General features: G+C 72.0%; 18 protein-coding genes, 2 rRNA genes and 1 pseudogene. 5 read left to right on the plus strand and 16 right to left on the minus strand.

Annotation, left to right across the window (positions count from 1 at the left end; all coding sequences use genetic code 11):
- Positions 1–136: 136 nt before the first annotated feature.
- The gene (locus tag E4U91_RS07780; RefSeq protein WP_137306151.1) at positions 137–763 is read right to left on the minus strand and encodes an NUDIX domain-containing protein; all 627 of its coding nucleotides are present in this window, start codon (positions 761–763) and stop codon (positions 137–139) included.
- Positions 764–854: 91 nt separating this feature from the next.
- A complete protein-coding gene (locus E4U91_RS07785) occupies positions 855–2,543 on the minus strand; it encodes a CTP synthase (RefSeq protein ID WP_137306152.1) in 1,689 nt (562 codons plus the stop codon).
- A 496-nt stretch (positions 2,544–3,039) separates the two neighbouring features.
- Between E4U91_RS07785 and E4U91_RS07790 the strand changes: the two genes are divergently transcribed.
- Both E4U91_RS07790 and E4U91_RS07795 read left to right on the plus strand, forming a co-directional pair.
- The gene (locus tag E4U91_RS07790; RefSeq protein ID WP_137310716.1) at positions 3,040–4,842 is read left to right on the plus strand and encodes a glycoside hydrolase family 15 protein; all 1,803 of its coding nucleotides are present in this window, start codon (positions 3,040–3,042) and stop codon (positions 4,840–4,842) included.
- 131 nt (positions 4,843–4,973) lie between these two features.
- The gene (locus tag E4U91_RS07795) at positions 4,974–6,617 is read left to right on the plus strand and encodes a PucR family transcriptional regulator (protein WP_137306153.1); all 1,644 of its coding nucleotides are present in this window, start codon (positions 4,974–4,976) and stop codon (positions 6,615–6,617) included.
- Positions 6,618–6,632: 15 nt separating this feature from the next.
- Here the strand turns inward: E4U91_RS07795 and E4U91_RS07800 are convergent, their stop codons facing one another.
- From E4U91_RS07800 to E4U91_RS07810, 3 genes are all read right to left on the minus strand, one after another.
- A complete protein-coding gene (locus tag E4U91_RS07800) occupies positions 6,633–7,769 on the minus strand; it encodes a glycosyltransferase family 4 protein (RefSeq protein WP_137306154.1) in 1,137 nt (378 codons plus the stop codon).
- Between the two features lie 266 nt (positions 7,770–8,035).
- On the minus strand, positions 8,036–9,364 hold the full coding sequence (locus tag E4U91_RS07805; RefSeq protein ID WP_137306155.1) for an alpha-amylase family glycosyl hydrolase: 1,329 nt from the start codon (positions 9,362–9,364) through the stop codon (positions 8,036–8,038).
- Between the two features lie 11 nt (positions 9,365–9,375).
- Entirely contained in the window at positions 9,376–9,861 is a 486-nt protein-coding gene (locus E4U91_RS07810; protein ID WP_241678531.1) for a MarR family winged helix-turn-helix transcriptional regulator, read from the minus strand.
- Positions 9,862–9,991: 130 nt separating this feature from the next.
- Here E4U91_RS07810 and E4U91_RS07815 point away from each other — a divergent pair, with 130 nt between their 5' ends.
- Complete coding sequence (locus E4U91_RS07815) at positions 9,992–10,927, plus strand: FUSC family protein (RefSeq protein ID WP_137306156.1); 936 nt, start codon at positions 9,992–9,994, stop codon at positions 10,925–10,927.
- Between the two features lie 121 nt (positions 10,928–11,048).
- On the opposite strand, the gene recN is transcribed toward E4U91_RS07815, so the two are convergent.
- The 4 genes from recN to E4U91_RS07840 form a co-directional block, all read right to left on the minus strand.
- A complete protein-coding gene (recN, locus tag E4U91_RS07820) occupies positions 11,049–12,767 on the minus strand; it encodes a DNA repair protein RecN (RefSeq protein ID WP_137310718.1) in 1,719 nt (572 codons plus the stop codon).
- Positions 12,768–13,072: 305 nt separating this feature from the next.
- A complete protein-coding gene (locus E4U91_RS07830; RefSeq protein ID WP_137306157.1) occupies positions 13,073–13,978 on the minus strand; it encodes an NAD kinase in 906 nt (301 codons plus the stop codon).
- Complete coding sequence (locus E4U91_RS07835) at positions 13,975–14,790, minus strand: TlyA family RNA methyltransferase (RefSeq protein WP_137306158.1); 816 nt, start codon at positions 14,788–14,790, stop codon at positions 13,975–13,977. Before E4U91_RS07835 ends, E4U91_RS07830 begins: the two co-directional genes overlap by 4 nt.
- 7 nt (positions 14,791–14,797) lie before the next feature.
- Entirely contained in the window at positions 14,798–15,151 is a 354-nt protein-coding gene (locus E4U91_RS07840; protein ID WP_137306159.1) for a hypothetical protein, read from the minus strand.
- A 42-nt stretch (positions 15,152–15,193) separates the two neighbouring features.
- Between E4U91_RS07840 and E4U91_RS07845 the strand changes: the two genes are divergently transcribed.
- The gene (locus E4U91_RS07845; protein ID WP_067234854.1) at positions 15,194–15,541 is read left to right on the plus strand and encodes an SCP2 sterol-binding domain-containing protein; all 348 of its coding nucleotides are present in this window, start codon (positions 15,194–15,196) and stop codon (positions 15,539–15,541) included.
- 69 nt (positions 15,542–15,610) lie between these two features.
- On the opposite strand, the gene E4U91_RS07850 is transcribed toward E4U91_RS07845, so the two are convergent.
- From E4U91_RS07850 to E4U91_RS07865, 4 genes are all read right to left on the minus strand, one after another.
- Entirely contained in the window at positions 15,611–16,477 is an 867-nt protein-coding gene (locus E4U91_RS07850; protein ID WP_174867768.1) for an ABC transporter ATP-binding protein, read from the minus strand.
- Entirely contained in the window at positions 16,474–17,547 is a 1,074-nt protein-coding gene (locus tag E4U91_RS07855) for a FecCD family ABC transporter permease (RefSeq protein WP_241678532.1), read from the minus strand. Before E4U91_RS07855 ends, E4U91_RS07850 begins: the two co-directional genes overlap by 4 nt.
- Positions 17,544–18,587, minus strand: a complete 1,044-nt coding sequence (locus E4U91_RS07860; RefSeq protein WP_137306161.1) for a FecCD family ABC transporter permease — start codon at positions 18,585–18,587, stop codon at positions 17,544–17,546. The genes E4U91_RS07855 and E4U91_RS07860 overlap by 4 nt, the downstream gene beginning before the upstream one ends.
- 102 nt (positions 18,588–18,689) lie before the next feature.
- Entirely contained in the window at positions 18,690–19,718 is a 1,029-nt protein-coding gene (locus tag E4U91_RS07865) for an HAD-IIA family hydrolase (RefSeq protein ID WP_137306162.1), read from the minus strand.
- 71 nt (positions 19,719–19,789) lie between these two features.
- Between E4U91_RS07865 and E4U91_RS07870 the strand changes: the two genes are divergently transcribed.
- Complete coding sequence (locus E4U91_RS07870) at positions 19,790–21,079, plus strand: DUF1015 family protein (RefSeq protein ID WP_137306163.1); 1,290 nt, start codon at positions 19,790–19,792, stop codon at positions 21,077–21,079.
- A gap of 365 nt (positions 21,080–21,444) precedes the next feature.
- On the opposite strand, the pseudogene E4U91_RS07875 reads toward E4U91_RS07870, so the two are convergent.
- From E4U91_RS07875 to E4U91_RS07890, 3 genes and pseudogenes are all read right to left on the minus strand, one after another.
- A pseudogene (locus tag E4U91_RS07875) lies at positions 21,445–22,132 on the minus strand (tetratricopeptide repeat protein); the annotation flags it as partial.
- 1,353 nt (positions 22,133–23,485) lie between these two features.
- Positions 23,486–23,602: ribosomal RNA gene (rrf, locus tag E4U91_RS07885) — 5S ribosomal RNA — on the minus strand.
- A gap of 105 nt (positions 23,603–23,707) precedes the next feature.
- Positions 23,708–26,829: ribosomal RNA gene (locus E4U91_RS07890) — 23S ribosomal RNA — on the minus strand.
- Positions 26,830–26,995 lie beyond the last annotated feature (166 nt).

Genomic DNA, 26,995 nt, shown 5'->3' on the forward strand with positions numbered 1-26,995 from the left:
CGGGACGTGCACGGCGGTGACGGGGCGGGACTCCCCTGATCGGATCAAAAGATCGTAGGACCGACGCGCGTCCAGGACCGACGCGCGCCCGCGCGGTGTGCGCGGGCGCGCGCCACTCCTCGGGCCTCGCCCCGGACTACGCCTCGAACGGGCGGGCCGGCCAGGGGGCCTCCGCCGGGCGCAGGGCGTCCAGGCCGGCCCCGCCGCGGGCCGCCACCAGGGACAGCACGCCGACGACGAGGCAGTTGTTGTGCAGCTCCCCCGCCAGCACCCCCTGGACCAGCTCGTCCACCGGCACGCGCGCGTGCTGGAGGTCGGTCTCCTCGTGCTCGGCCGTGAACCGCTCGCCCTGGGCCTCGGACAGCCCGCGGGCCAGGAAGATCCGCACGGACTCGTCGCAGCCGCCGGGGGTGGTGTACACGTCGGTCAGCACCCGCCAGTCCTCGGCCTTGACGTGCGCCTCCTCGTACAGCTCGCGCTGCGCGGCGTGCAGCGGGTTCTCGCCGGGCACGTCCAGCAGGCCGGCCGGGATCTCCCACAGCTTCTGGCGCACCGGGTGGCGGTACTGCTTGATCAGCAGCACCCGGTCGTCGTCGTCCAGCGCGAGGATGGCGACCGAGCCCGGGTGGACCTGGTAGTCGCGGCGGGCCGTGGAGCCGTCGGGCATGACCACCTCGTCCGTGCGGACGGAGGTCTTGGCGCCCCGGAAGGGGGTCTCGGAGGACCGGATCTCCCACTCCTCGGGGGTGTCCTTGATCGTCATGCCTGCCCTTTCACCTGCTTCACCTGCGGGAAACAAAACCGGGGTGCCTACCCGTGAAGGCATGCACCCCGGCCACCGTACAACTGGTGTGTTACTTCGACTCTTCCCCGGTGTCCTGGGCCCGCCTGCGCTCCACGGCGGCCTTGACCAGGCCGGCGAACAGCGGGTGCGGGCGGGTCGGCCGCGAGCGCAGCTCCGGGTGCGCCTGGGTGGCGACCAGGTAAGGGTGCACGTCGCGCGGGTACTCCACGTACTCGACCAGCTTGCCGTCCGGCGAGGTGCCGGAGAACAGGATGCCCGCCTTCTTCTCCAGCTCCGCGCGGTAGGTGTTGTTCACCTCGTAGCGGTGCCGGTGCCGCTCCTCGACGTACTCCTTGTCGTCGTACACCTCGCGCACGATCGAGCCCTCGGCCAGCTTGGCCGGGTACATGCCCAGCCGCATCGTGCCGCCCATGTCGCCCTCACCGGCGACGATGTCCATCTGCTCGGCCATGGTGGAGATGACCGGGTGCCCGGTGGCGGGGTCGAACTCGGTGGAGTTGGCGTCGGAGATGTCGGCCAGGTTGCGCGCGGCCTCGATCACGATGCACTGCAGGCCGAGGCAGAGGCCGAGCAGCGGCACCCGGTGCTCACGGGCGTAGCGGATGGCGCCGACCTTGCCGTTGACGCCGCGCTCGCCGAAGCCGCCGGGGATGCAGATGCCGTCGACGTCGCCGAGCTGGGCCGCGGCGCCGGCCGGGGTCTTGCAGTCGTCGGAGGTGACCCACTTGATCTTCACGCGGGCCTTGTTGGCGAAGCCGCCCGCGCGCAGCGCCTCGGTGACCGACAGGTAGGCGTCGGGCAGGTCGATGTACTTGCCGACCAGGGCGAGGGTGACCTCGTCCGTGGGGTTGTGGACGCGGTCGAGCAGGTCGTCCCAGGTCGTCCAGTCCACGTCGCGGAACGGCAGGTCCAGCTTGCGGACCACGTACGCGTCCAGGCCCTCGCCGTGCACGGTCTTCGGGATGTCGTAGATCGAGCGGGCGTCGGGGCAGGCCACCACGGCGGCCTCGTCGACGTCGCACATCAGCGAGATCTTGCGCTTGATCGCGGTCGGCACCTCGCGGTCGCAGCGCAGCACGATGGCGTCCGGCTGGATGCCGATGTTGCGCAGTGCGGCGACGGAGTGCTGGGTCGGCTTGGTCTTCAGCTCGCCCGAGGGGCCGATGTACGGCAGGAGCGAGATGTGCACCACGAAGACGTTGTCCCGGCCGACCTCGTGGCGGACCTGGCGGACGGTCTCCAGGAACGGCAGCGACTCGATGTCGCCGACCGTGCCACCGACCTCGGTGATGACGACGTCGACCTCGTCGGTCGCCATGCGCCGGATGCGGTGCTTGATCTCGTTGGTGATGTGCGGGATGACCTGCACGGTGTCACCGAGGTACTCGCCGCGGCGCTCCTTGGCGATCACCGTCGAGTAGACCTGGCCTGTAGTGACATTGGCGGAGCCGTCCAGGTCTCGGTCGAGGAAGCGCTCGTAGTGTCCGATGTCGAGGTCGGTCTCTGCGCCGTCGTTGGTGACGAACACCTCACCGTGCTGGAAGGGGTTCATCGTGCCCGGGTCGACGTTCAGGTACGGGTCCAGCTTCTGCATGACCACGCGCAGGCCCCGGGCCTTGAGCAGCATGCCGAGGCTGGAGGCCGTCAGACCCTTGCCGAGGGAGGAGGCGACACCCCCGGTGACGAAGATGTGCTTGGTCGTCGTGGCTGGGCTGGTGCGGAAGGCAGCGGGCGGCATGGCCAAGAGGGGGCTCCCGTGGTCGCGGTCTGGGGTGGCGGTTCGGGGGCTTTCTCACCCACCGGCTCACGGGCTACCAGGGTATCAGCGCCTACGGGTGATGGCTCCCGGCCACGCTGCGCGCACGGGCCGCCACGTGCGGTTCCCCGGGCGGGGGCCGCGGCACCGGCCGGACACCGGTCCCTCACCCGGTGCTCACCCGTTCGGCCCACACGGGTTGCCCGGAGCGGCACGCAGATCATCTACGTGCGTCGTATTCTGCTCGGACACTCGCTGCCGAGCCCGGCCGGACACACGGCACCACCCCCGCCCGTCACCACCGGAATCCCCAGAGCTCGTCAGTTCGTCGAGCGGAGATCGTCATTTTGCCCTCCGGGCGGAGTGGCTGCTTTGCTTCACCGCTCAACGACGCAGTGATCCAACCTGTTCATCCCCCTTGACCGCACTAGCGACAGCCCCGCTTTGGGGTGACGTGGCCGTTCGACTGGAGTTGCACGTGGCCGGGCGCATCGAAGACTACGCACTCATCGGAGACATGCAGACCGCTGCTCTCGTCTGCCGTGACGGGACGGTGGACTGGCTGTGCCTGCCCCGCTTCGACTCGCACGCGATCTTCGCCGGACTGCTGGGCACGGAGGAGCACGGCTTCTGGCGGCTGGGCCCCGCCCACGCGCCTGACGCCGAGCCGCCCACCGCGGCCCGGCGCAGTTACCGCGGCGACTCGCTGATCCTGGAGTCCGAGTGGGACACCCCGCGCGGCACGGTCCGGGTGACCGATTTCATGCCGCCGCGCGACGGCGCCCCGCAGCTGATCCGCATCGTGGAGGGCGTCTCGGGCCGCGTCCCGATGCGCTCGGCGCTGCGGATGCGGTTCTCCTACGGCCGGGTCGTCCCCTGGGTGCACAAGCACGAGGGCCGCACGGTGGCCATGGCGGGCCCGGACTCGGTCTGGTTCGACACCAGCGCCGAGACCTACGGCAAGCAGCTGACCACGTACGCCGACTTCACCGTCGCGCCCGGTGACCGGATCGCGTTCACCATCTCGTGGCAGCCCTCGCACAAGGAGCCACCGGCCCTGCCGGAGCCGGAGCAGTCGCTGGAGGCGACGGAGGACTTCTGGCGCGAGTGGGTGGAGCACTGCACGTACCACGGCCCGTACCGCGAGGCCGTGATCCGCTCCCTGATCACGCTCAAGGCGCTCACCTACGGGCCCACCGGCGGCATCGTCGCGGCCCCCACGACCTCGCTGCCGGAGGACATCGGCGGCGTGCGCAACTGGGACTACCGCTACACCTGGCTGCGCGACGCGGCGATCACGCTGTCCTCGCTGCTGCGCACCGGCTACCGCGAGGAGGCCCGCGCCTGGCGCGAGTGGCTGCTGCGGGCGGTCGCCGGCGACCCGGAGAACCTGCAGATCATGTACGGCATCGCCGGCGAGCGCGAGCTCGGCGAGGCGGAGCTGGACTGGCTGCCCGGCTACGAGAACTCCGCGCCGGTCCGCGTCGGCAACGGCGCCGCCCACCAGCTCCAGCTGGACGTGTACGGCGAGGTCACCGAGGCGCTGCACCTCGGCCACATGACGGGCCTCGCCCGCAACGACTACGCCTCGCTGCTCCAGCTGAAGCTGATCCGCTACCTCGAGGACCACTGGCAGGAGCCGGACGAGGGCATCTGGGAGGTGCGCGGCCCGCGCCGCCACTTCGTGCACTCCAAGGTGATGGCCTGGGTCGCCGTGGACCGCACGATCAAGCTGATCGAGTCCGGTGACGCGGACGGCCCGCTGGAGAAGTGGCGCGAGCTGCGCGACGACATCCACCGGGACGTGTGCGAGAAGGGCTACGACAAGGAGCGCAACACCTTCACGCAGTCCTACGGCTCCAAGGAGCTGGACGCCTCGCTGCTGCTGATCCCGCAGATGGGCTTCCTGCCGCCGGACGACAAGCGGGTGATCGGCACCATCGAGGCGATCCAGCGCGAGCTGTCCACCCCGGACGGCTTCATCCTGCGCTACCCCACCCAGGGCGACCACGAAGGCGTCGACGGCCTCCCCGGCGACGAGGGGGCGTTCCTGGCCTGCTCGTTCTGGATGGCGGACGACCTGGCGATGATCGGCCGGGTCGACGAGGCGCGCAGGCTGTTCGAGAAGCTGCTGTCGCTGCGCAACGACCTGGGGCTGCTCGCCGAGGAGTGGGACCCGCGCCTCAAGCGCCAGGTGGGCAACTTCCCGCAGGCGTTCAGCCACGTCCCGCTGATCGACACGGCCCTGCGCCTGACGGCGTCGGGGGCGTACGGCGGCTGACGGACCGGGCGGTCGAGGGCGTCCCCGCGCCGGGCGGGGGCGCCCCGCCGTCCACTGCTGGGTGTCCCCGGGCCCGCGCGGAGGTGCCGCGGAGATGTCCCCGGGGCGTTCGCGCGGGTAGCGTCCGCTGCATGGACAGCCGTACCGACCAGCGATTCGACGGCCGGGGCGCCGGCATCACCGTGCAGCGTGCCCTGGAGCTGCCCGGGCTGCGCAGCGGGCTCCCGGAGGTCCTGGCGGGCGCCGACCGGCTGGGGCGCACGGTGCGCTGGGTGCACGCGGGCGAGGTACCGAACATCGCCTCCCTGCTCAAGGGCGGCGAGCTGCTGCTGACCACCGGCTACGGTCTGGGCACCCGGCCGGCCGAGCAGCGGGCGTTCGTGCGGACCCTGGCCGAGCGGGGCATCGCCGCGCTGGTGGTGGAGCTGGGGCCGCGGTTCGCGCGCCTGCCGGCGTCCCTGGTGGAGACGGCCCGCTCGACCGGGCTGCCGCTGGTCCAGCTGCACCGCGAGGTGCCGTTCGTGACGGTCACCGAGGAGATCCACACCGAGATCGTCAACGGCCACTACGCCCTGCTCCAGCAGGCCGAGGAGGTCCACCGGCGCTGCACGCAGGCGCTGCTGGGCGGCGGCGGTGTCCCGCAGGTCCTCGCCATCCTGGCCGACTTCGGCGGCAACCCGGTCTTCCTGGAGACCCCCGACGGGCAGTTGCTGTACGCGGCCGGGGCGGGGCCGCAGGGCGCGGACCCGCTCCAGGTGTGGGAGGGGCTGCGCGGCCCGCACAAGGACGCGCCGCCACCGGCCGGTTCGGTGCTGGTGGACGTGCCCGGCGGCGGTCCCGGCACGGGCTCGGTGCGCGCCCGGCTGGTGCTGCTGCCGGTGTGCGCCCCGCTGGTCCCGGTGCACCGGATGGCGGCCGAGCGGGCGGCCGGCATCCTCGCGGTGGTCCTCATGCAGGCCCGCCAGGAGGAGGAGCTGGCGGCCCGGGGCCGCGGGGACTTCCTGACCGACCTGGCGGAGGGCCGGATCACCGCGGAGGACGCCCCGGCGCAGGCCCGGGTGCTGGGCTTCAAGCCGGGCACCGGCCCCCTGCTGCCGGTGGTCATGTGGCTGGGCGACGCGCTGTCCCCGGGCGGTGGCTGGGCGGTGCTGGCCCGGGCGGTGGCCGAGGAGCTGGCCTCGGTGGGGGTGCCGGTGCTGCTGGGCGTGCGCCCGGTCGAGGGCCGGGTGCCGCTGCTGCTGGGCCTGCGCTCGGAGTCGGAGCGGTCGGCGGTCGCGGACCGGGTCGCTGCGGCGCTGCGGGCCGGGGTGGAGCGGGCCGGGATGCAGCGGCCGGGTGCGGCACCGCCGGTGGTGGTGGTCGGGGTGGCGGGCGGCTGGGCGGCGGCGTCGGCGGGCCTGCGGCACGCGGCGGAGACGGCGACGGCGGCCCAGGGCCTGTCGGACCGGCCCTGGTACGACGCCCGCCGCCTGGACATCGACCTGCTGCTGTGGCGGCTGCGCGACCACCCGGACCTCGCGGCCTTCGTGGACCGCGCGATCGGCCCGGTCCGCGACCACGACGCCCGCTCCAGGCCGCCGTTGCTGCCGACGCTGGAGACCTACCTCGCCCACGCGGGCCGCAAGGCGGAGACGGCCCGCGAACTGCACCTGAACCGGCAGACGCTCTACAACCGCCTCGCCCGCATCGGCGAGTTGCTGGGCACCGACCTGGACGACCCGCAGACGGTCCTGGCCCTGAGCCTGGCCCTGCGGGCCCGCCGGCACGTGCCGTGACCGGTTGCGGGACGGTCAGGTCAGCGGGCGGGGCTGGGTCAACTCGTCGTAGACGCTGAGGACCTGGGCGACCGTGTCGTCCTCGGTCGGCCAGGTGGCCGCCTGGCGGGCGCCCGACTCCCGCAGGCGGGCGCGCCGTTCGGGGTCGTCGAGGAGGCGGGTCACCGCGTCGGCCAGCGCCTTCGCGTCGCCCGGCGGGACCAGTTCGGCGGCGTCGCCCACGAGTTCGCGGACGGCGCCGGTGCGGGCCGCGACGAGGGGCACGCCCGCGTGCAGGGCTTCCTGGGCCAGGACCGAGCGGGCCTCGCCGGTACCGGGCAGCAGGGCCAGGTCGGCGGCGGCGATGAGGTCGGCCACGTCGTGGCGCAGCCCCAGCAATGTGACGGGCAGCCCCTCGTCCTCGATGCGCCGCTGCAGCACGGGCCGCAGCGGCCCCTCCCCCGCGATCGCGACCATGGGCACCGGGTCCCGGTGGCACCACGCGTGCGTGGCGTCCAGCAGGACGTCGAAGCCGCGGGGGCGGTCCAGGGAGCCGACGGTGAGCAGCAACGGGCGTCCGGTCGCGCCGACTTCGGCGCGCGCCTTGGGCCGCCCGGGGTCCGCGTCGTCGGGTGGCGCGGCCGGGCGCGGCCGGGGCAGCGCGACGGCGGCGAGCCGGGCGTCGCGGGCCCCGGTGCGCCGGGCCCGGTCCACCAGCGCGGAGGACGTGCCGAGCACCACGGAGGCCGTCCTCGCCACCCGCCGCTCCAGCATGCGCAGCAGGTGCGCGCGGGCGCCCTCGGCGTGGGCCCGGTCGTGCCAGGTGACGACCAGCGGGGTGTCCCGGCCGCCGAGCGCGAGCACGGCCCGGAAGGAGGCGTGCAGGCCGTGCGCGTGCACCAGGTCGGCGCCCGTGCAGGCCGTGCGCAGGGCCGCCACCGACGCCGGGTCGCTGCTGCGCGGCACGGGGACGTGCTCGGCGCCGGCGCCCGTGAAGTCGTAGGTGTGATCGGCCTCGGTGGGGGCGCACACCGTCACCCGCACGCCCCGCGCGACGAGCCCCGAGGTCAGGGAGCGCACGTGGGCGCTGCTGCCGGCGTTGCCGCCGCCCAGCACCTGCACGGTGCGCAGCGGCGACTGGCCGTGCGGTGAGGGCGTGCTCACGGGGCTCACGTGGCCGGGGCTCCTGGGTCGGCGTCGGACGGTCACGAAGAAACGTACAGAAGGATCGGGCGCGGGGGTGTACGGCTCCGGTCCCTGCTCGTTCTCCTGCCAAGGATGCCAGCACGTACGGCCGTTCCGGGACGCCGACCGCCCCGACGTCGGGCCTCCCGGGCACCCATGTCACCCACACGGGTGAAGGCGTGCGGTTACGGCCGAACGGCGGGGCGGAGTGCGCCCGCCGGCGCGACAGGGCTGTGGGGCGCCGACTCAGCCGGTCACCCCGGGATGCCCGGGGCCGTCGCCACGCACCAGCCGAAGGCCGGCAGGGACACCGTCCCGGACCCGGCGTCCACGTCACCGTCCCCCGCGCCGCGCGTCCAGGGCGCGGCGGGCACCGCCCCCGTCGCGGGCGCCGCGCCGAAGTTCAGCGCGACGGCCACCGCCGCCCCGCTCCCGGGGCCGGCGGCGGGGTCGGTGAGGGTGTACGTGAGCACGGTGTCGTCCAGTGTGTGCACCTGCGTCTGCGCCCGCACCAGCCAGGCGTTGCGCCGGCGCAGTCCGACCAGTGTCTGGTGCAACCGCTGCACGGCCAGCCGGTCCTCGCCCAGCTCCTCGGGCCGGGCCGGGAAGGCCGGCCGGACGGCGTCGTCGCCGCCCGCCCGCTCCTCCTTGACGCCCTGCCAGGCGCGCTCGTCCCCGGCGTACACCGACGGGATCCCGCCGACCGTGAACAGCACCGCGAGCGCGTGCGCGAGGTGCCGGGGCTCGTGCAGCCGGCTGGCGATCCGCGTCACGTCGTGGTTGCCCACGAACGTCTGCGGCGGGAACGTGTCGAGCAGGGCGTTGTGGCGCTCGAACGACCAGGCCAGCTCGTGCGGGTTGGTGTCGTTGAGCGAGCTCCACACGGCCTTCCACAGTTCGTACTGGGTGACCGAGTCGAGGCCGCCCTCCGTGACGTACGCCGCGTAGTCGCCGTGGATGACCTCCCCGCTGAACCACGCCTGCGGGTGCCGGGCGCGCACCCGGTCGGTGACGGTCCGCCAGAACGGCCGCGGCACCGCGTACGCGGCGTCGAGGCGCCAGCCGGCCACCCCGCGGTCCAGCCAGTGCTCCATCACCGCGGCGACGTGGTCGGCGACCTCGGGGTTCTCGTGGTTGAGGGCGACCAGGTGCCGGTGCCCCTCGAAGGTGCGGAAGTCGTCCCCCTCGGGCACGAACCAGTCCGCGTACGGCGACGCGGCACCGTGCCGCACCACGTCCTGGAACGGGCCGAAGGACCGGCCGACGTGGTTGAAGACGCCGTCCAGCAGGACCCGCACCCCGCGCTCGGCGGACCGCTCGACCAGCTCGGTCAGGTCCTCCTCGGTGCCGAGCCGGGGGTCGACGCGGAAGTGGTCGGTGGTGTCGTAGCCGTGGGTCTCGGCGGCGAAGACCGGTCCGAGGGCGAGGCCGTTGCAGCCCAGCGCGAGGAGGTGGTCGAGCCAGTCCGCCAGCACCGGCAGGCGGTGGCGCGGCGGCTCGCCCGGGGGCAGGGCGGCGCGCTCGGCTCCGAGGAAGCCGAGGGGGTAGACGTGCCACCAGATGGCGTGGTCGGACCAGGGCACGGAAGCCTCCGTCAACGGGGTCGGGACGGGCGGTCGGAGCGTCCGCCCGGTGAGTCGGCGAGACGGTTCATCAGCCGGGCGGCGAGCAGCAGCACCTGCTGCTCGGTCTCGGTGAGCCCGGCGAGGGCGCGGTCGAGCCAGTTGTCGCGCTGGGCCATGTCGCGGGCGAGCGCCCTGCGGCCCTCGTCGGTGAGTTCCAGGACCCGCTGCCGCCCGTCCCGGGTGTCCCGGCTGCGGCTGATCAAGCCGTCACTCTCCAGTTCGGCGAACACCCGGGTGAGGGACTGCGGCTGCTGGTGGTCGGCGGCGGCGAGCGCGCCCGCCGACATCGGCCCGTTGCGGCGCAAGTGTGCCAGCACGCTGCTCTTGTTGAGGCTCAGCCCGTCCTCGGGGCGCTCCGCGCTCAGCCGCCGGGCGAGCCGGACGACGCCCTGCCGGATCTCCGCCACACCGTCGCCGGGGCCCGACGACGGCTCGGTCCGCTCTGGTCGCTCCACCGTCACCTTGTTAAGTTAACACTCACCATTTCGCGACGGGCCAGCGACATTCCCCCGTTCAACCGCACCTTACGTCGGCGGTGATCCTACGCAATGCTTACTTTACCGAGGTCGCTGCGCCGGACCCTCGGTGTGGCCCGACCACTGGGCCTGGGTCGTCCTCAGCGCCCACCTGGTGTGCGGCGGCGCGCGCAGCCGCGGGGACGTGCTGGTGAAGGGGGCCTGGCGGACCCTGGGCGCCGCGGCCGGCACGCTGGCCGCGGGCGCCCTGCCGGGCACCGTCGGACCGCGCTCGGACACCACCGTCGTGCTGATCTTCGCCGTGCTGGCCGCCGGGACCTGGCTGCGCGAGCTGAGCTACGCGTACTGGGCGGCCTGCGTCACCGCCGCCCTGTGCCTGCTGTACGACTGGTTCGGCCAGGACCCCGGCGACCTGCTGCGGACCCGGCCGGCCGGGATCGCGGCGGGCGCGCTGATCGGTCTCGCCGCGTCCTGGCTGGTGCTGCCGATCCGCACGGCCGCGGTGGCGCGGGCCCGTACCGCGGCCGCGCTGGCGGGCCTGGGCGAACTGCTGGAGGCCGACTGGCACGACGTGTGCGCCGTGCGGCGGGCCCGCGCCCGGTTCGCGCACGGTGTGGACCAGCTGGGCCTGGCCGTGGCCCCCCTGCGGGTCCTCGCCGCCCTCCCGGCTCCCGGCCCGCCCCGCGCCTGCCCGGCGCTGGAGGCGTGGTCGGCGCTCCAGGGCTGCGCGGGTCCGGCCGACGAACTGGCCGACGCCGTCACGGCGGCCCCGGCGGGCCTGGCCGGCGATCCGGCGGTGACCGGCCGGCGCGCCCGGGCCGCGGCCCACGCCCTCGCCGTACGCCGGGCGATCGGCCGTCGTCCCCCGCCACCGGACGGTCCCCCGGCCGACGCGCCGGACCCGACGGGCACCCCGGCCGCTCCGGGGCCGGCCGTGCGCACCGCCCTCGACGCGCTGACCGCGCTCGACACCCGGCTGGACGCCCTGACCCGGCTGTACCCACCGCGGCAGGCCCCGTCCGCGGCGAGTGTCACCGTCCGCTGAGGGCCGGTGGACCCGGTCCCGCACGGTGAGCGTCACCGCACCCCGGGAGTCGATGGCCCCGTTCCCGGACGGCGACGGTCACCGGCCTCGACGGCCGGTGACCCCGGCACCGCCCCGGGCGTCACCCGTCCGCGCGGGCCGTCGCCAGCAGTTCCTCCGCGTGGGCGCGGGCCGTCTCCGAGTCCTCCTGGCCGGCGAGCATCCGGGACAGCTCCCGGATGCGGTCCTCGCCCTCCAGCACCTTCACGCCCGAGCGGGTCACCGACCCGTCGTTGGTCTTCTCGACCAGCAGCTGCCGGTCCGCGAACGCCGCGACCTGCGGGAGGTGGGTGACCACCACGACCTGCGCCGTCCTCGCCAAACGCGCGAGACGGCGCCCGATCTCCACGGCCGCCTTGCCGCCGACACCGGCGTCCACCTCGTCGAACAGGTACGTGGGCACCGGGTCGGTCCCGGCGAACACCACCTCGACGGCCAGCATCACGCGCGAGAGCTCACCGCCCGAGGCACCCTTGGCGATCGGCCGGGCCGGCGCCCCCGGGTGGGGCGCCAGCAGCAGCTCCACCTCGTCGGCACCCGCCGGCCCGTACGCCACCGTCCGCCCGCCGACCTCGACGCCCTCCGGGTCCTCGGTCTGGCGGATCTCGAAGGACACGCGCGCGTGCGGCATGGCGAGGGAGGCCAGCTCCTCGGTCACGGCCGCCGCGAACCGCTCGGCGGCCTCGCCGCGCGCATCGGTCAGCGCCTGCGCCAGCCCGCCCAGTTCGGCGCGCAGCGCGTCCCGCTCGGCGGTCAGCTCGTCGATGCGCTCGTCGTCGGAGTCGAGCTCGGTCAGGCGGGCGGCACCGCGCTCCGCCCAGGCGAGCACCGCGGTGACGTCCTCACCGTACTTCCGGGTCAGCCCGGTCAGCGCCGCCCGCCGCTCCTCCACGGCCGCCAGCCGCAGCGGATCGGCGTCCAGGTCGTCGGCGTACCCGGCCAGCTCGCCCGCGACGTCGCCGAGCAGGATGCCGATCTCGCCGATGCGGTCGGCGAGCGCGGCCAGCGCCGGGTCGTGCGAGCGGACGGCCTCCAGGGCCCGCTGGGCGCCCGCGACGAGGGTGGTGGCGTCGATGCCCTCGGGGTCCTCGGGATTGCCCGCGAGGGCCGCGTGCGCGACCGTGGCGGCCGACGACAGCGCCTCGGCGTGCCCGAGCCGCTCGGCCTCCTCGGCCAGTTCCACGTCCTCGCCGGCGCGCGGCTCGACGGCGGCGATCTCATCGAGGCCGTAGCGCAGCAGATCGGCCTCCTGGGCCCGCTCACGCGCGCGCGTGGTGATCTCGTCCAGCTCCGCGGAGACGGCCCGCAGCCGCCGGTACGCCTCCTGGTACTTGGCGAGCGGCACCGTGACGGCGTCCCCGGCGTACCGGTCGAGCGCCTGCCGCTGGCGGGACAGCTTGAGCAGCCCCTGCTGGTCGGTCTGCCCGTGCACGGCCACCAGCTCGTCGGCCAGCTCGGCCAGCATGCCCACGGGCACGCTGCGCCCGCCCAGGTGCGCCCGCGAGCGCCCCTCGGCCGAGACGGTACGGCTGATCAGCAGCGCCCCGTCGTCCAGCTCGGCGCCCGCCTCCTCGGCGCGCACGGCCACCGGGGCGTCCGCGGGCACGGTGATGCGCCCCTCGACGACCGCCTTCTCGGCCCCGATCCGCACGAGCGCGGCGTCCGCGCGTCCGCCGAGGAGCAGCCCGAGGCTGGTGACCACCATGGTCTTGCCGGCGCCCGTCTCACCCGTCACGGCGGTGAAGCCTGGCGACAGCTCGACGACGGCGTCGTCGATGACTCCGAGCGACCGTATCCGCATCTCTTCCAGCACGGTGAAGACCTTACGAGGTCGGGCCGAGGAAGTGCGAGGTGCCCTTGTCACCCGGGCGGGTGGCCCGCCGGAGCCGGCACCCCACCGGCCCCGCGGACGGCCCGCCGGCTAGGGCCTGTCGTTCGGATCAGTCCGGCCCGGCCCACGGCGCCTTGTCGCCGACCCGAGCGGGGTCCGGTGCGTGCAGCTGCAAGGCGGAGGAGGGCGGCGACGCGGAGCGTCGCCCACCGACGACAACGCCGCAGATGCGCGTGCCGGACCCCGCGACGCCGGAATGATCCAAACGACAGGCCCTAGTGCGGGGCTCCCCGCCAACCGGACACCGGCAGGGCGAACTTGGCGACCAATCGGTCCGTGAACGAGGCGTGGTGCAGCCGGGCCAGCCGGACCGGCACGGCACCGCGCCGCACCTCCACCCGCGCCCCCGGCGGCAGCTCCACGGTCCGCCGCCCGTCGCACCACAGCACGCCCGGCGGGACGTGCGGCAGCACCTCGACGGCCAGCACCGAGTCGGGCGAGGTCACCAGCGGCTTGGCGAACAGCGCGTGCGCGCTGATCGGCACCATCAGCAGCGCCTCCACCTCGGGCCACACCACGGGCCCGCCGGCCGAGAACGCGTACGCGGTGGACCCGGTCGGCGTCGACAGCACGATGCCGTCGCAGCCGAACCCGGTCACCGGCCGCCCGTCGATCTCCAGCACCACTTCCAGCAGCTTCTCGGCGCCGGCCTTCTGCACGGCCGCCTCGTTCAGCGCCCAGTCGGTGTGCACGATGTCGCCGTTTCGGTGCACGACGACGTCGACGGTCATCCGCTCCTCGACCTCGTACGCCCGGGACACCACCCGGTCGACGACCTTGTCCAGGTCGTCGCGCTCGGCCTCGGCGAGAAAGCCGACCCGCCCGAGGTTGACGCCGAGCATCGGCACGCCCGACGCCCGCGCGAACTCCGCGCCGCGCAGCAGCGTCCCGTCACCGCCGAGGACGATCAGCAGCTCGCACCCGTCGAGGCACTGCGGGGTCGCCTCCTTGACGAGTTCCACCTCGGGCGGCAGGGGCAGGTCGCGCGCCTCGTACTCCAGGACGCGCACCCCGATCCCGGACCGCAGCAGGCCCGCGACCACCAGTTCCGCGCTGCGGATGGCGGCGGGCCGGCCCGTGTGGGCCAGCAGGAAGACGGTACGTGCTCGGTTCTCGGTCACCGCGGCCCCTCCGCCACTGCACGGTCGACGTCGGCCGGGTCCAGGGCGGGTGCCCCGGCGCGCAGCCACAGAAAGTACTCGACGTTGCCCGAGGGGCCCGGCAGCGGGCTCGCCGTGACGCCCCGGACGCCGAGTCCCAGTTCCCACGCCCGCCCGGCCACGCCCCGCACGGCCTCGGCCCGCAGCTGCGGGCTGCGGACCACGCCCCCGCTGCCCAGCCGTTCCTTCCCCACCTCGAACTGCGGCTTGACCATCATCACCAGGTCGGCGTCCGGTCCGGTGCAGCGTGCCAGGGCGGGCAGCACCAGCCCGAGCGGGATGAAGGACAAGTCCCCCACGACAAGATCCACAGGCTCCCCATCGATCGCTTCGAGCGTCAACTCGCGTACGTTCGTACGGTCCTTGACGGTGACGCGTTCATCGCTCTGCAGGGACCAGGCGAGCTGTCCGTACCCCACGTCCACGGCCACCACGTGCGCGGCGCCCGCGCGCAGCAGCACGTCGGTGAAGCCGCCGGTGGACGCGCCGGCGTCCAGCGCGCGCCGGCCCCGCACGACGAGGCCCTGCGGGACGAAGACCTCCAGGGCCCCGGCGAGCTTGTGGCCGCCGCGCGAGACGTAGTCGGGGTCGCTGTCGTCGGTCGCGACGAGGATGGCCACCGCGGTCTCCACCTGCGTGGCGGGCTTGGTCGCCACGGTCCTGCCGACGGTGACCCGTCCGGCGGCGATCAGCTGGCTGGCGTGCTCGCGCGAGCGCGCGAGCTTGCGGCGCACCAGCTCCGCGTCGAGACGGCGACGTGCGACTCCTGCCACGGTCGGTTCAGCTCCTAGGTCCGTACGGCGGTGGGGGGACGGGAGGTCCCGGGCGGGCGTCGAGCGCGGTGAGCGCGTCGCGCAAGCCCCGGTGTACATCCTCGTACACCTCCACGTGTCCGTCCGTGGCGAGGTGGTCGGCGTCGCCCAGCCGTTCGAGGTGGGCGTCGACCTCGGCGTGGCCGGTGGGGGTGCGGGGCACGCCGAGCGGGGCGGGGGCGGCCGGGTCGTCGTCGGGTTCGGCCGGCTCCCCGGCGGCGGGGCCGGCGGCCTGCGCGGCCGGCTCCCCCGCGGTTCCCCCGGCCGTTGCGGCAGCCACCTGTGCGGCCGCCTCCTCCCGGGGGGTTTCCGTGTCGCTCATGCCCAGACGCTACCGCGAAGCGCTGCGGTACCGTCGTGCCCGATGGCGACGATCGAGGAGTGCCGTGCCGCACTCGAGAAGCTCTCGGACAGCATGGGCCGGGCCGAGGGGGACGTCCGCGCGGCCGCCGCGCTGGACCGCTCGGTCAGCTGCCACGTCACCGACCTGGACACCACGTTCCTGGGCCGGATGACGGGCGGCCGGATCCGGGTCGACGACACGGTGCCGGGGCCGCCCCGGGAGAAGGCCGAGATCCGGCTGTCGATGACCGGTGACGACCTGGTCGCCCTGGTCGACGGGCGGCTGCACTTCGCCAAGGCGTGGGGCTCGGGCCGGGTGTCCCTGCACGCGGGCCTGCGCGACCTGCTCGTCCTCAGGAAGCTGCTGTAGTCGTCCTCAGGACGCTGCCGTGGGCGTCCCGCGGACAACTGGCCCCACCGGCGGCGTGCCCGGGCTCCCTCACGAAGCCTCCGCGGCCGCCACGCGTGCGCGTGCCTTCCGTGCCGCCGGTACGACCAGCGGCGTGCCCGTCTCCGGGTCGTCGATGACCTGGCAGCGCAGCTGGAACACCTCCTCGACCAGCTCCGCGGTGACCACCTCGCCCGGCGTGCCCTGGGCGACGACCCGGCCGGCCTTCAGGGCGATCAGATGGGTGGCGTACCGGGCGGCGTGGTTGAGGTCGTGCAGCACGGCGACCAGCGTCCGCCCCTGCTCCTCGTGCAGCTCGGCGCACAGGTCGAGCACGTCGATCTGGTGCTGGATGTCGAGGTACGTCGTCGGCTCGTCCAGGAGCAGCAGCGGGGTCTGCTGGGCGAGCGCCATGGCGATCCACACGCGCTGGCGCTGACCGCCGGACAGCTCGTCGACGTACCGCTCGGCCAGCTCGGCCACCCCGGTCTGCCGCATCGACTCGTGCACCACCCGCTCGTCCTCGGCGGACCACTGGCGCAGCAGGCCCTGGTGCGGGTAGCGGCCGCGGCCGACCAGGTCGGCGACGGTGATCCCGTCGGGCGCGATGGACGACTGCGGCAGCAGGCCCAGGGTGCGGGCGACCTGCTTGGCCGGCAGGGACTGGATGGCCTGTCCGTCCAGCAGCACCCGGCCGCGGCTGGGCTTGAGCATCCGTGACAGGGCCCGCAGGAGCGTCGACTTGCCGCACGCGTTGGGACCGACGATCACCGTGAAGGAGTGGTCGGGGATCTCCACCGACAGCTGCTCGGCGATCACCCGCTGGTCGTAGGCGAGGGTGACGTTCTCGGCGGACAGGCGGTTCACGGTGCTCCTTCGGTCGATGCGCCCGCGGTCGGGGCCGGCGGCGGTGCTCATATCCGGCCCGCCCTGCGCTCGGTGACCAGCAGCCACAGCAGGTAGACACCGCCGAGCACGCCGGTGACCACGCCGACGGGCAGCTGCCCGTCGCCGAACAACCGCTGGGACGCCCAGTCGGCGACGACCAGCAGGGCGGCGCCCATGCACAGGGACGGCACGAGGTTCGGTCCCGGCGAGCGGGTCAGGCGCCGGGCGAGTTGCGGCGCGGTGAGCGCCACGAAGCTGACGGGGCCCGCGGCGGCGGTGGCGGCCGCGGTGAGCAGGACGGCGCACACCATCAGCAGCATCCGCACCCGTTCCACGCGCACGCCCAGGGCGTGGGAGACGTCGTCGCCCATCTCCATCATGCGCAGCCCGCGCGCGTTGGCGAGGACCAGCGGGACCAGCACGCAGAACAGGACGAGCAGCGGCCAGACCTGCTTCCAGTCCCGCCCGTCGAGCGTGCCGGTCATCCACACCAGGGCCCGCGCCGCGTCGACGAAGTCGGCCTTGGTCATCAGGTAGCCGTTGACCGCGGTGGCCATCGCGGAGACGCCGATGCCGACGAGCACCAGCCGGTAGCCGTGCACACCGCGCTTCCAGGCCATCAGGTAGATGGCCGCGCCGGTCACCAGACCGCCCACCAGCGCGCCCACGGTGACCGCGTCGGCGTCCCCGGAGAACAGCACGATGACGACGAGCGCCCCGGCGGTCGCGCCCTGCCCGAGGCCGAGCACGTCGGGGCTGCCGAGCGGGTTGCGCGAGACGGCCTGGAACAGCGCGCCGCCCAGGCCCAGCGAGGCACCGACGAGCAGGCCGACGAGGACCCGGGGCAGCCGCAGCTCGTTGACGATGAACTCCTGGCCCGGGTCGCCGTTGCCGAGGAGCGTCTTGAGGACGTCGCCGGGCGGGATCGGGTAGTCGCCGGTGCCGATCAGCACGACCCCCGCGCCCAGCGCGGCGAGCAGCAGCAGGACGACGACCACCAGGGCCCGCGGATCCAGCCGGACGGACAGCCCGCCCGGGGTGCGCAGCGCACGCGGCCCGCGCCGGCCGGGTCCCCTGTCCGCCTTCACTTCGGTCGTCACAGCTGCGCCGTCCTCCGCCGTCGTACGAGAAAGATGAAGACCGGGCCGCCGATGATCGCGGTGATGATCCCGACCTGGACCTCGGAGGGCCGGGCCACGACGCGGCCGATCACGTCCGAGCCGAGCAGCAGCACGGGCGACAGCACGGCGGCGTACGGCAGGATCCAGCGCAGGTCGGGCCCGGTGAAGGAGCGCACGACGTGCGGCACCATCAGCCCGACGAACACGATGGGCCCGCACGCGGCGGTCGCCGCCCCGCACAGCACGGTGGCGGCCAGCATCGACAGCGCCCGGGTGCGGTTGAGGTGGGCGCCGAGGGCCCGCGCGGTGTCGTCGCCCATCTCCATCGCGTTCAGCGGCCGGGCGAGGGCGAGCGCGAGGACCGTGCCGGCCACCAGGAACGGCAGGACCTGCTCGATCGTGGTGTCGGTCGCGGAGGACAGCGAACCCACCGTCCAGAAGCGCATCTTGGCGAGCGCCGCGCCGTTGGTGATCATCACGGCCTGGAGGTAGCCGTACAGCGCGGCGCTGATCGCCGTGCCCGCCAGCGCGAGCCGCACCGGCGTCGCCCCGCGGCTGCCGCCGAGGAACCAGACCAGTGCGCCCACCGCGGCCGCGCCCAGGAAGGCGAACCACACGTACCCGCTCAGGCTCGTGACGCCGAAGAAGGTGATGGCGGTGACGACCGCGGCGGACGCCCCGGCGTTGATGCCGAGCAGCCCCGGATCGGCCAGCGGATTGCGGGTGAGCGCCTGGAGCACGGCCCCGGCGAGCCCGAGGGCCGCCCCGGCGAGCAGCCCGAGCAGGGTGCGCGCCAGCCGCTCGTCGACGACGACGTCGCCGTACGTCCCCGAGGACGCGAACAGCCCGTGCCACACCTGGGCGACGGACAGCTCCTTCGCCCCGACGGCGATGCTCGCCAGGGCGACGACGGCCAGGACGCCCAGGGAGGCGAGCAGCCCGACGGCACGAACTGCCCGCCGGGCCGAGGGCGCGGCAACCGGCTCCGCGCGCTGTTCGGGAACACTGTCGACCAACACGCAGTTAGGTTAGCCTACCCTGCGAAGGCCCTTCGATCCCCGGCCCGGACCCGCCCGCTCAGGCCCGGCCCACCACCGCGCGCGGGTTCCCCCGACACCCCCTCACATCCCCAGCCGCGCCAGCGCCTTCTCCCCGTCCAGGGTGCAGGAGCCGTCCCCGGCGGACGTCCAGGCCGCCGCGCACAGCGCCCGCAGCCCGTCCAGACCGTCGCCGTCGCCCTCCAGGCGCAGGCGCTCGCCGTCCGCGGACGCGGTCCACCCGCCGCACCGGAAGCCGCCGTCGGCCTCCTCGACGTCCGGCTGCCCGGTGAGCAGCCCACGCAGGTCCCGGTCCACGAACGTCGGCCGGTGCCGCGGCGGCGCCGCCAGCAGCTGCGCGCCGTCCGTCACCCCGGTCAGCACCAGCAGCGAGTCCACCTCACCGTTGAACGCGCCCTCGATGTCCGTGTCCAGCCGGTCACCGACCACCAACGGCCGCTCGGCGCCGGTGCGCAGGATCGTCTCCCGGTGCATCGGCGGCAGCGGCTTGCCCGCGACCTGCGGCTCGGCTCCCGTGGCGATCCGCACGACCTCCACCGCGGCGCCGTTGCCCGGCGCGATCCCCCGCCCGCTCGGGATCGTCAGGTCCGTGTTGGACGCGAACCACGGCACCCCGCGCGCGACCGCGTACGACGCCTCCGCGAACCGCCCCCAGGGCAGGTCGGGCCCGCCGAATCCCTGCACCACGGCCGCCGGGTCGTCGTCCGCCGACTCCACCGGCTCCAGCCCCCGCTCGCGCAGCGCCACCCGCAGCCCCTCGCCGCCGATCACCAGCACGCGCGCGCCCTGCGGCACCTGCTCACTGATCAGCCGGGCGACCGCCTGCGCCGAGGTGATGACGTCGTCCGCCGCCGCCGGGATGCCCAGCTCGGTCAGGTGATCGGCCACGGCGTCCGGGGTGCGCAGCGCGTTGTTGGTCACGTACGCGAGGTGCATCCCGCCGTCCCGCGCGGTGGCCAGCGACTCCACGGCGTGCGCGATCGCGCTCCCGCCCGCGTACACCACCCCGTCGAGGTCGAGCAGCGCCGTGTCGTACGCCTCGCTCAGGGCCCGTGCACTGCCCTCGGGCCTCGTCCTGACGCGCTGGCTCATTCCGCATCGCTCCTCGTTCGCTCGCTTTCCCCGATCATCGCGCATGCCACCGACACACGTACGATGCCCTGATGAACACAGCAGGTCACTCGCAGGCGACGGCGCCCCGAGGCCTGGAACTCACCCCGTTCCGAGGCCTGCGCTACGACCCCGACCGGGTCGGCAGCCTGGCGGCCGTCACCTCACCCCCGTACGACGTCGTCGTCCGCCCGGACGGCCTGCACCAGCTCCAGGACGCGGACCCGTACAACATCGTGCGGCTGATCCTCCCCCAGGCCACCACCGCCGGCGAACGCAACGAACAGGCGGCCGACACCCTGCGCCGCTGGCTCGCCGAGGGCGTCCTGACCGCGGACCCCGAGCCCGCCCTGTACGTCTACGAGCAGCGGCACGCCGACGGCATGCTCCAGCGCGGCCTCATCGGCACCCTGCGCGTCAGCGGCCCCTCCGAGGGCGTGGTCCTCCCCCACGAGGACGTCATGCCGCACATCGTCGCCGACCGCGCCGCCCTCATGCGGGCCACCTGCGCGAACCTCGAACCCCTGCTGCTGACCTACCGCGGCGCCGGCGCCGGCGCCGCGGCCCGCGTCGTGGACGAGGCGACGACACGGCCCCCGCTGCTGTCCACGACCACCCTGGACGGCTACGCCCACCGCCTGTGGTCGGTCACCGACCCCGACGACCTGGCCGCCGTCCGGTCGGACCTGGCCCGCCACCAGGCCCTGATCGCCGACGGCCACCACCGCTGGGCGACCTACCGCCGGCTGCGCGCCGAGCACCCCTCCCCCAGCCCCTGGGACCACGGCCTGGTCCTCCTGGTCGACACGGCCCGCTACCCGCTGCGCGTCCGCGCCATCCACCGCCTGCTGCACGGCCTGCCCGTGGCCGACGCGCTGACCGCCGTCCGCGACCACTTCCGCGTCCGCCGGCTCGACGTGCCCCTGGCCGAGGCCCTGGACGCGCTGGCGGACGCCGCCTGCGCGGGCAACGCGTTCCTGCTCGCCGGGGACGGCGCCTTCCACCTCCTGGACCGGCCCGACCCGGCGCTCCTGGCCCGCACCGTCCCCGCCGACCGCCCGGCCGCCTGGCGCACCCTGGACGCGACGGTCCTGCACGCCACGCTCCTGGACCACCTCTGGCACGTCCCCGAGGACGACCCCGCCCGCATCGCCTACATCCACGACACGGCGGCCACGGTCGACAAGGCGGAACGCGACGGCGGTACGGCCGTCCTGCTGCACCCCGTCCGCGAGGAGGTCGTCCGCGACCTGGCCCGCCAAGGCGTCACCATGCCCCGCAAGTCGACGTCCTTCGGCCCGAAGCCGGCGTCGGGGCTGGTGCTGCGCGCGCTGGACCTCTGACGGCACGAACGGCGCACCCGGACACACGAAGGGGCGGGCCTCCGGACTTGCGTCCGGGGACCCGCCCCTTGATCGTGCTCACCCGAGGTTCACGGCGCCTCAGCGCTCGCCGCGGGCCTCGTCGTCAGCGTCGTCCTCGTCGTCAGCGTCGACCCGGATGCCTTCGACGTCCGCGTCGTCATCGACGTCGTCAGTGTCGTCAACGTCGACATCGTCCTCGACGTCGTCAGTGTCGTCAACGTCGACATCGTCCTCGACGTCTTCGTCGTCCTCGTCGTCCGCCGCTCGCTCGTCGCCGGCCCGGTCGGCCGCGTCGTCGTCCTGACCGACCGCCTTCTCCGCCACCGCGTCGGCGTCCAGGCCGTCCGCGGTCTCGTCGAGGGCGTCGACGAACTCCACGCCGTCCAGCTCGGCGAGCCGGTCGGAGGCGTCCGTGCTGCCGTCCCGGTCGGCCTCCACGGCCTTGGCGAACCACTCCCGCGCCTCACCGCTGCGCCCGGCCGCGAGCAGCGCGTCGCCGTAGGCGTACCGCAGCCGGGCGGTCCACGGCTGGACAGAGTTGGAGGCCAGCTCCGGGCTCTGGAGCGTCACGATGGCCGCGTCCAGCTGCCCCATGTCACGTCGGGCACCGGCCGCGACGAGCCGCATCTCGACCTGACCGGCCTTGTCCAGCTTGTGCACCTCGGGCGCACCGGCCATGTCCAGCGCCTTCTCCGGCCGCCCGAGCCCACGCTCGCAGTCGGCCATCAACGGCCACAGGTCGACGGTCCCGGTCATCCGGCGCGCCGCCCGGAACTCCGCCAGCGCCTCGGCGTACTTCTGGTTGGCGTACGCCGCGAAGCCGGCCGCCTCGCGCACGGCAGCGACGCGGGACGCCAGGCGCAGGGCCACCTTGGAGTAGCCGTAGGCACCCTCGGGGTCCTCGTCGATGAGCCGCGCGACCATCACCAGGTTCTTGGCGACGTCCTCGGCGAGCGTCTTGGGCAGGCTCTGGAGCTCCTGCCGTACGTCGTTGTCGATCTCGTCGCCCGTGACGTCCTCGGGGATCGGCAGCCGCTTGATCGGCTCGCGGTCCCGGTCGCGGTCACGGTCGCGGTCCCGCTCGTCACGGAAGCGCCCGCCACCGCGCCGGTCGTCACCGGGCCGGCCACGGAACCCGCCACCCGGCCGACCGCCACGGTCGTCCCGACGGGGCCCACGGCCACCACGGTCGTCCCGCCCGCCACGGAACCCACCACCGCGCTCACCGTCACGCCGGTCATCCCGACGGTCGTCACGCCGGTCGTCACGGCGGTCGTCGCTGCGGTAAGAGGGACGGTCACCGCGGTCGTCACGGCGGAACGCGGGACGGTCGCCCCGGTCCCCGCGGTCGTCACGGCGGAACCCGCCGCGGTCACCGCGGTCACCGCGGTCGTCACGGCGGAACGAGGGACGGTCACCGCGGTCATCGCGGCGGAACGCGGGACGGTCGCCCCGGTCCCCTCGGTCGTCGCGCCGGAAGCCACCGCGGTCGTCGCGACGGTCATCCCGTCGGTCGTCACGGCGGTCATCCCGTCGGTCGTCACGGCGGTCATCGCGGCGGTCGTCACGGCCGAAGGAAGGACGGTCGTCACGACGGAAGGAAGGACGGTCACCCCGGTCGTCGCGCCGGAAGCCACCGCGGTCGTCGCGACGGTCGTCACGCCGGAAAGAGGGGCGGTCGCCACGATCGTCACGCCGGAAGCCACCGCGGTCGCCCCCGTCACGACGGTCATCGCGCCGGAACGCGGGACGGTCGCCACGGTCCCCGCGGTCGTCACGCCGGAACCCACCGCGGTCGTCACGACGAGGCTCACGCCGGTCATCACGCCGGTCGTCGCGACGGTCATCGCGCCGATCGTCACGGCGGAACGCGGGACGCTCACCGCGGTCGTCGCGACGGTCATCGCGCCGGTCGTCACGGCGGAACGTGGGACGCTCACCGCGGTCGTCGCGTCGGAAGGGAGGGCGGTCGCCGCGGTCGTCACGGCGGAAGCCGCCGCGGTCGCCGCCGTCACGACGGTCATCGCGCCGGAACGCGGGACGGTCGCCACGGTCCCCGCGATCATCACGGCGGAACCCACCGCGGTCGTCACGACGAGGCTCACGCCGGTCATCACGGCGGTCGTCACGGCGGTCGTCACGGCGGAAGCCTCCGCGGTCGCTCCCGCCCCGGTCGCTGCCGGCACGGTCGTTGCGACGGAAGCCACCGCGGTCGTTGCCGCCGCGGTCACCACTGTCCCGTCGCCGCTGGTCGCGCTCCGGTCGGTCGTCGGGAGAGTTGGTGGACATCGGTGACTCCTGTCTTCGGTACCTCAAGCATTGTAAAAACGAAAGGACCCCTGGTCCCAGCTGAACGCTGGTGACCAGGGGTCCTTCCCAAAGATTGTTCGGCGGTGTCCTACTCTCCCACAGGGTCCCCCCTGCAGTACCATCGGCGCTGTAAGGCTTAGCTTCCGGGTTCGAAATGTAACCGGGCGTTTCCCCTACGCTATGACCACCGAAACCCTAATGGTTTCGAGCGAACAAGCACACTATTCTGTTGGCTGTTCTGCTCTGAACCGGCAACTGTTCGTTGCCTCAGAACTAACACAGTGGACGCGAGCAACTGAGGACAAGCCCTCGGCCTATTAGTACCGGTCACCTCCACACGTTACCGTGCTTCCAGATCCGGCCTATCAACCCAGTCGTCTACTGGGAGCCTTACCCCATCAAGTGGGTGGGAGTCCTCATCTCGAAGCAGGCTTCCCGCTTAGATGCTTTCAGCGGTTATCCCTCCCGAACGTAGCCAACCAGCCATGCCCTTGGCAGGACAACTGGCACACCAGAGGTTCGTCCGTCCCGGTCCTCTCGTACTAGGGACAGCCCTTCTCAAGACTCCTACGCGCACAGCGGATAGGGACCGAACTGTCTCACGACGTTCTAAACCCAGCTCGCGTACCGCTTTAATGGGCGAACAGCCCAACCCTTGGGACCGACTCCAGCCCCAGGATGCGACGAGCCGACATCGAGGTGCCAAACCATCCCGTCGATATGGACTCTTGGGGAAGATCAGCCTGTTATCCCCGGGGTACCTTTTATCCGTTGAGCGACGGCGCTTCCACAAGCCACCGCCGGATCACTAGTCCCGACTTTCGTCCCTGCTCGACCCGTCGGTCTCACAGTCAAGCTCCCTTGTGCACTTACACTCAACACCTGATTGCCAACCAGGCTGAGGGAACCTTTGGGCGCCTCCGTTACCCTTTAGGAGGCAACCGCCCCAGTTAAACTACCCATCAGACACTGTCCCTGATCCGGATCACGGACCCAGGTTAGACATCCAGCACGACCAGACTGGTATTTCAACGACGACTCCACAACCACTGGCGTGGCCGCTTCAAAGTCTCCCAGCTATCCTACACAAGCCGAACCGAACACCAATATCAAACTGTAGTAAAGGTCCCGGGGTCTTTCCGTCCTGCTGCGCGAAACGAGCATCTTTACTCGTAGTGCAATTTCACCGGGCCTATGGTTGAGACAGTCGAGAAGTCGTTACGCCATTCGTGCAGGTCGGAACTTACCCGACAAGGAATTTCGCTACCTTAGGATGGTTATAGTTACCACCGCCGTTTACTGGCGCTTAAGTTCTCAGCTTCGCCCCACCGAAATGGAGCTAACCGGTCCCCTTAACGTTCCAGCACCGGGCAGGCGTCAGTCCGTATACATCGCCTTACGGCTTCGCACGGACCTGTGTTTTTAGTAAACAGTCGCTTCTCGCTGGTCTCTGCGGCCACCCCCAGCTCAGAGTGCAAGACTCATCACCGGATGTGGCCCCCCTTCTCCCGAAGTTACGGGGGCATTTTGCCGAGTTCCTTAACCATAGTTCACCCGAACGCCTCGGTATTCTCTACCTGACCACCTGAGTCGGTTTAGGGTACGGGCCGCCATGAAACTCGCTAGAGGCTTTTCTCGACAGCATAGGATCATCCACTTCACCACAATCGGCTCGGCATCAGGTCTCAGCCTCGTGTGATCCGGATTTGCCTGGATCACGGCCTACACCCTTACCCCGGGACAACCACCGCCCGGGCTGGACTACCTTCCTGCGTCACCCCATCACTCACCTACTACCAGATCGGGTCAGCGGCTCCACCACTCCCCTCAACTCCGAAGAGATCAGGGCGGCTTCACGGCCTTAGCATCACTGGATTCGATGTTTGACGCTTCACAGCGGGTACCGGAATATCAACCGGTTATCCATCGACTACGCCTGTCGGCCTCGCCTTAGGTCCCGACTTACCCTGGGCAGATCAGCTTGACCCAGGAACCCTTAGTCAATCGGCGCACACGTTTCTCACGTGTGTATCGCTACTCATGCCTGCATTCTCACTCGTCAACCGTCCACGACTACCTTCCAGTGCCGCTTCACCCGGCAGACGACGCTCCCCTACCCATCACAGCCGGCGTTGGCCGTATATGCTGCAATGACACGACTTCGGCGGTACGCTTGAGCCCCGCTACATTGTCGGCGCGGAATCACTAGACCAGTGAGCTATTACGCACTCTTTCAAGGGTGGCTGCTTCTAAGCCAACCTCCTGGTTGTCTCTGCGACTCCACATCCTTTCCCACTTAGCGTACGCTTAGGGGCCTTAGTCGATGCTCTGGGCTGTTTCCCTCTCGACCATGGAGCTTATCCCCCACAGTCTCACTGCCGCGCTCTCACTTACCGGCATTCGGAGTTTGGCTAAGGTCAGTAACCCGGTAGGGCCCATCGCCTATCCAGTGCTCTACCTCCGGCAAGAAACACACGACGCTGCACCTAAATGCATTTCGGGGAGAACCAGCTATCACGGAGTTTGATTGGCCTTTCACCCCTAACCACAGGTCATCCCCCAGGTTTTCAACCCTGGTGGGTTCGGTCCTCCACGAAGTCTTACCTCCGCTTCAACCTGCCCATGGCTAGATCACTCCGCTTCGGGTCTTGAGCGTGCTACTGAAACGCCCTGTTCGGACTCGCTTTCGCTACGGCTACCCCACCCGGGTTAACCTCGCAACACACCGCAAACTCGCAGGCTCATTCTTCAAAAGGCACGCAGTCACGAGAATGGAGCAAGCTCCACTCCGACGCTCCCACGGCTTGTAGGCACACGGTTTCAGGTACTATTTCACTCCCCTCCCGGGGTACTTTTCACCATTCCCTCACGGTACTATCCGCTATCGGTCACCAGGGAATATTTAGGCTTAGCGGGTGGTCCCGCCAGATTCACACGGGATTTCTCGGGCCCCGTGCTACTTGGGTGTCTCTCAAACGAGCCGCTGACGTTTCGACTACGGGGGTCTTACCCTCTACGCCGGACCTTTCGCATGTCCTTCGTCTACATCAACGGTTTCTGACTCGCCTCACAGCCGGCAGACTGTGAAAGAGAGATCCCACAACCCCGTATGCGCAACCCCTGCCGGGTCTCACACGCATACGGTTTGGCCTCATCCAGTTTCGCTCGCCACTACTCCCGGAATCACGGTTGTTTTCTCTTCCTGAGGGTACTGAGATGTTTCACTTCCCCTCGTTCCCTCCACACTGCCTATGTGTTCAGCAGTGGGTGACAGCCCATGACGACTGCCGGGTTTCCCCATTCGGAAACCCCCGGATCAAAGCCTGGTTGACGGCTCCCCGGGGACTATCGCGGCCTCCCACGTCCTTCATCGGTTCCTGGTGCCAAGGCATCCACCGTGCGCCCTTAAAAACTTGGCCACAGATGCTCGCGTCCACTGTGCAGTTCTCAAACAACGACCAGCCACCCATCACCCCCGGATCACTCCGGAGTTCACTGGGGCCGGCGACTGAGGAAGTTCATTCCCTCAGACACCCAACAGCGTGCCCGACCCGATCCTTCCGTCCTCCCTGCGTTCCACGCCGA

Source organism: Streptomyces lasalocidi (assembly GCF_005280215.1).
GTDB classification, from domain to species: Bacteria; Actinomycetota; Actinomycetes; order Streptomycetales; family Streptomycetaceae; genus Streptomyces; species Streptomyces longwoodensis.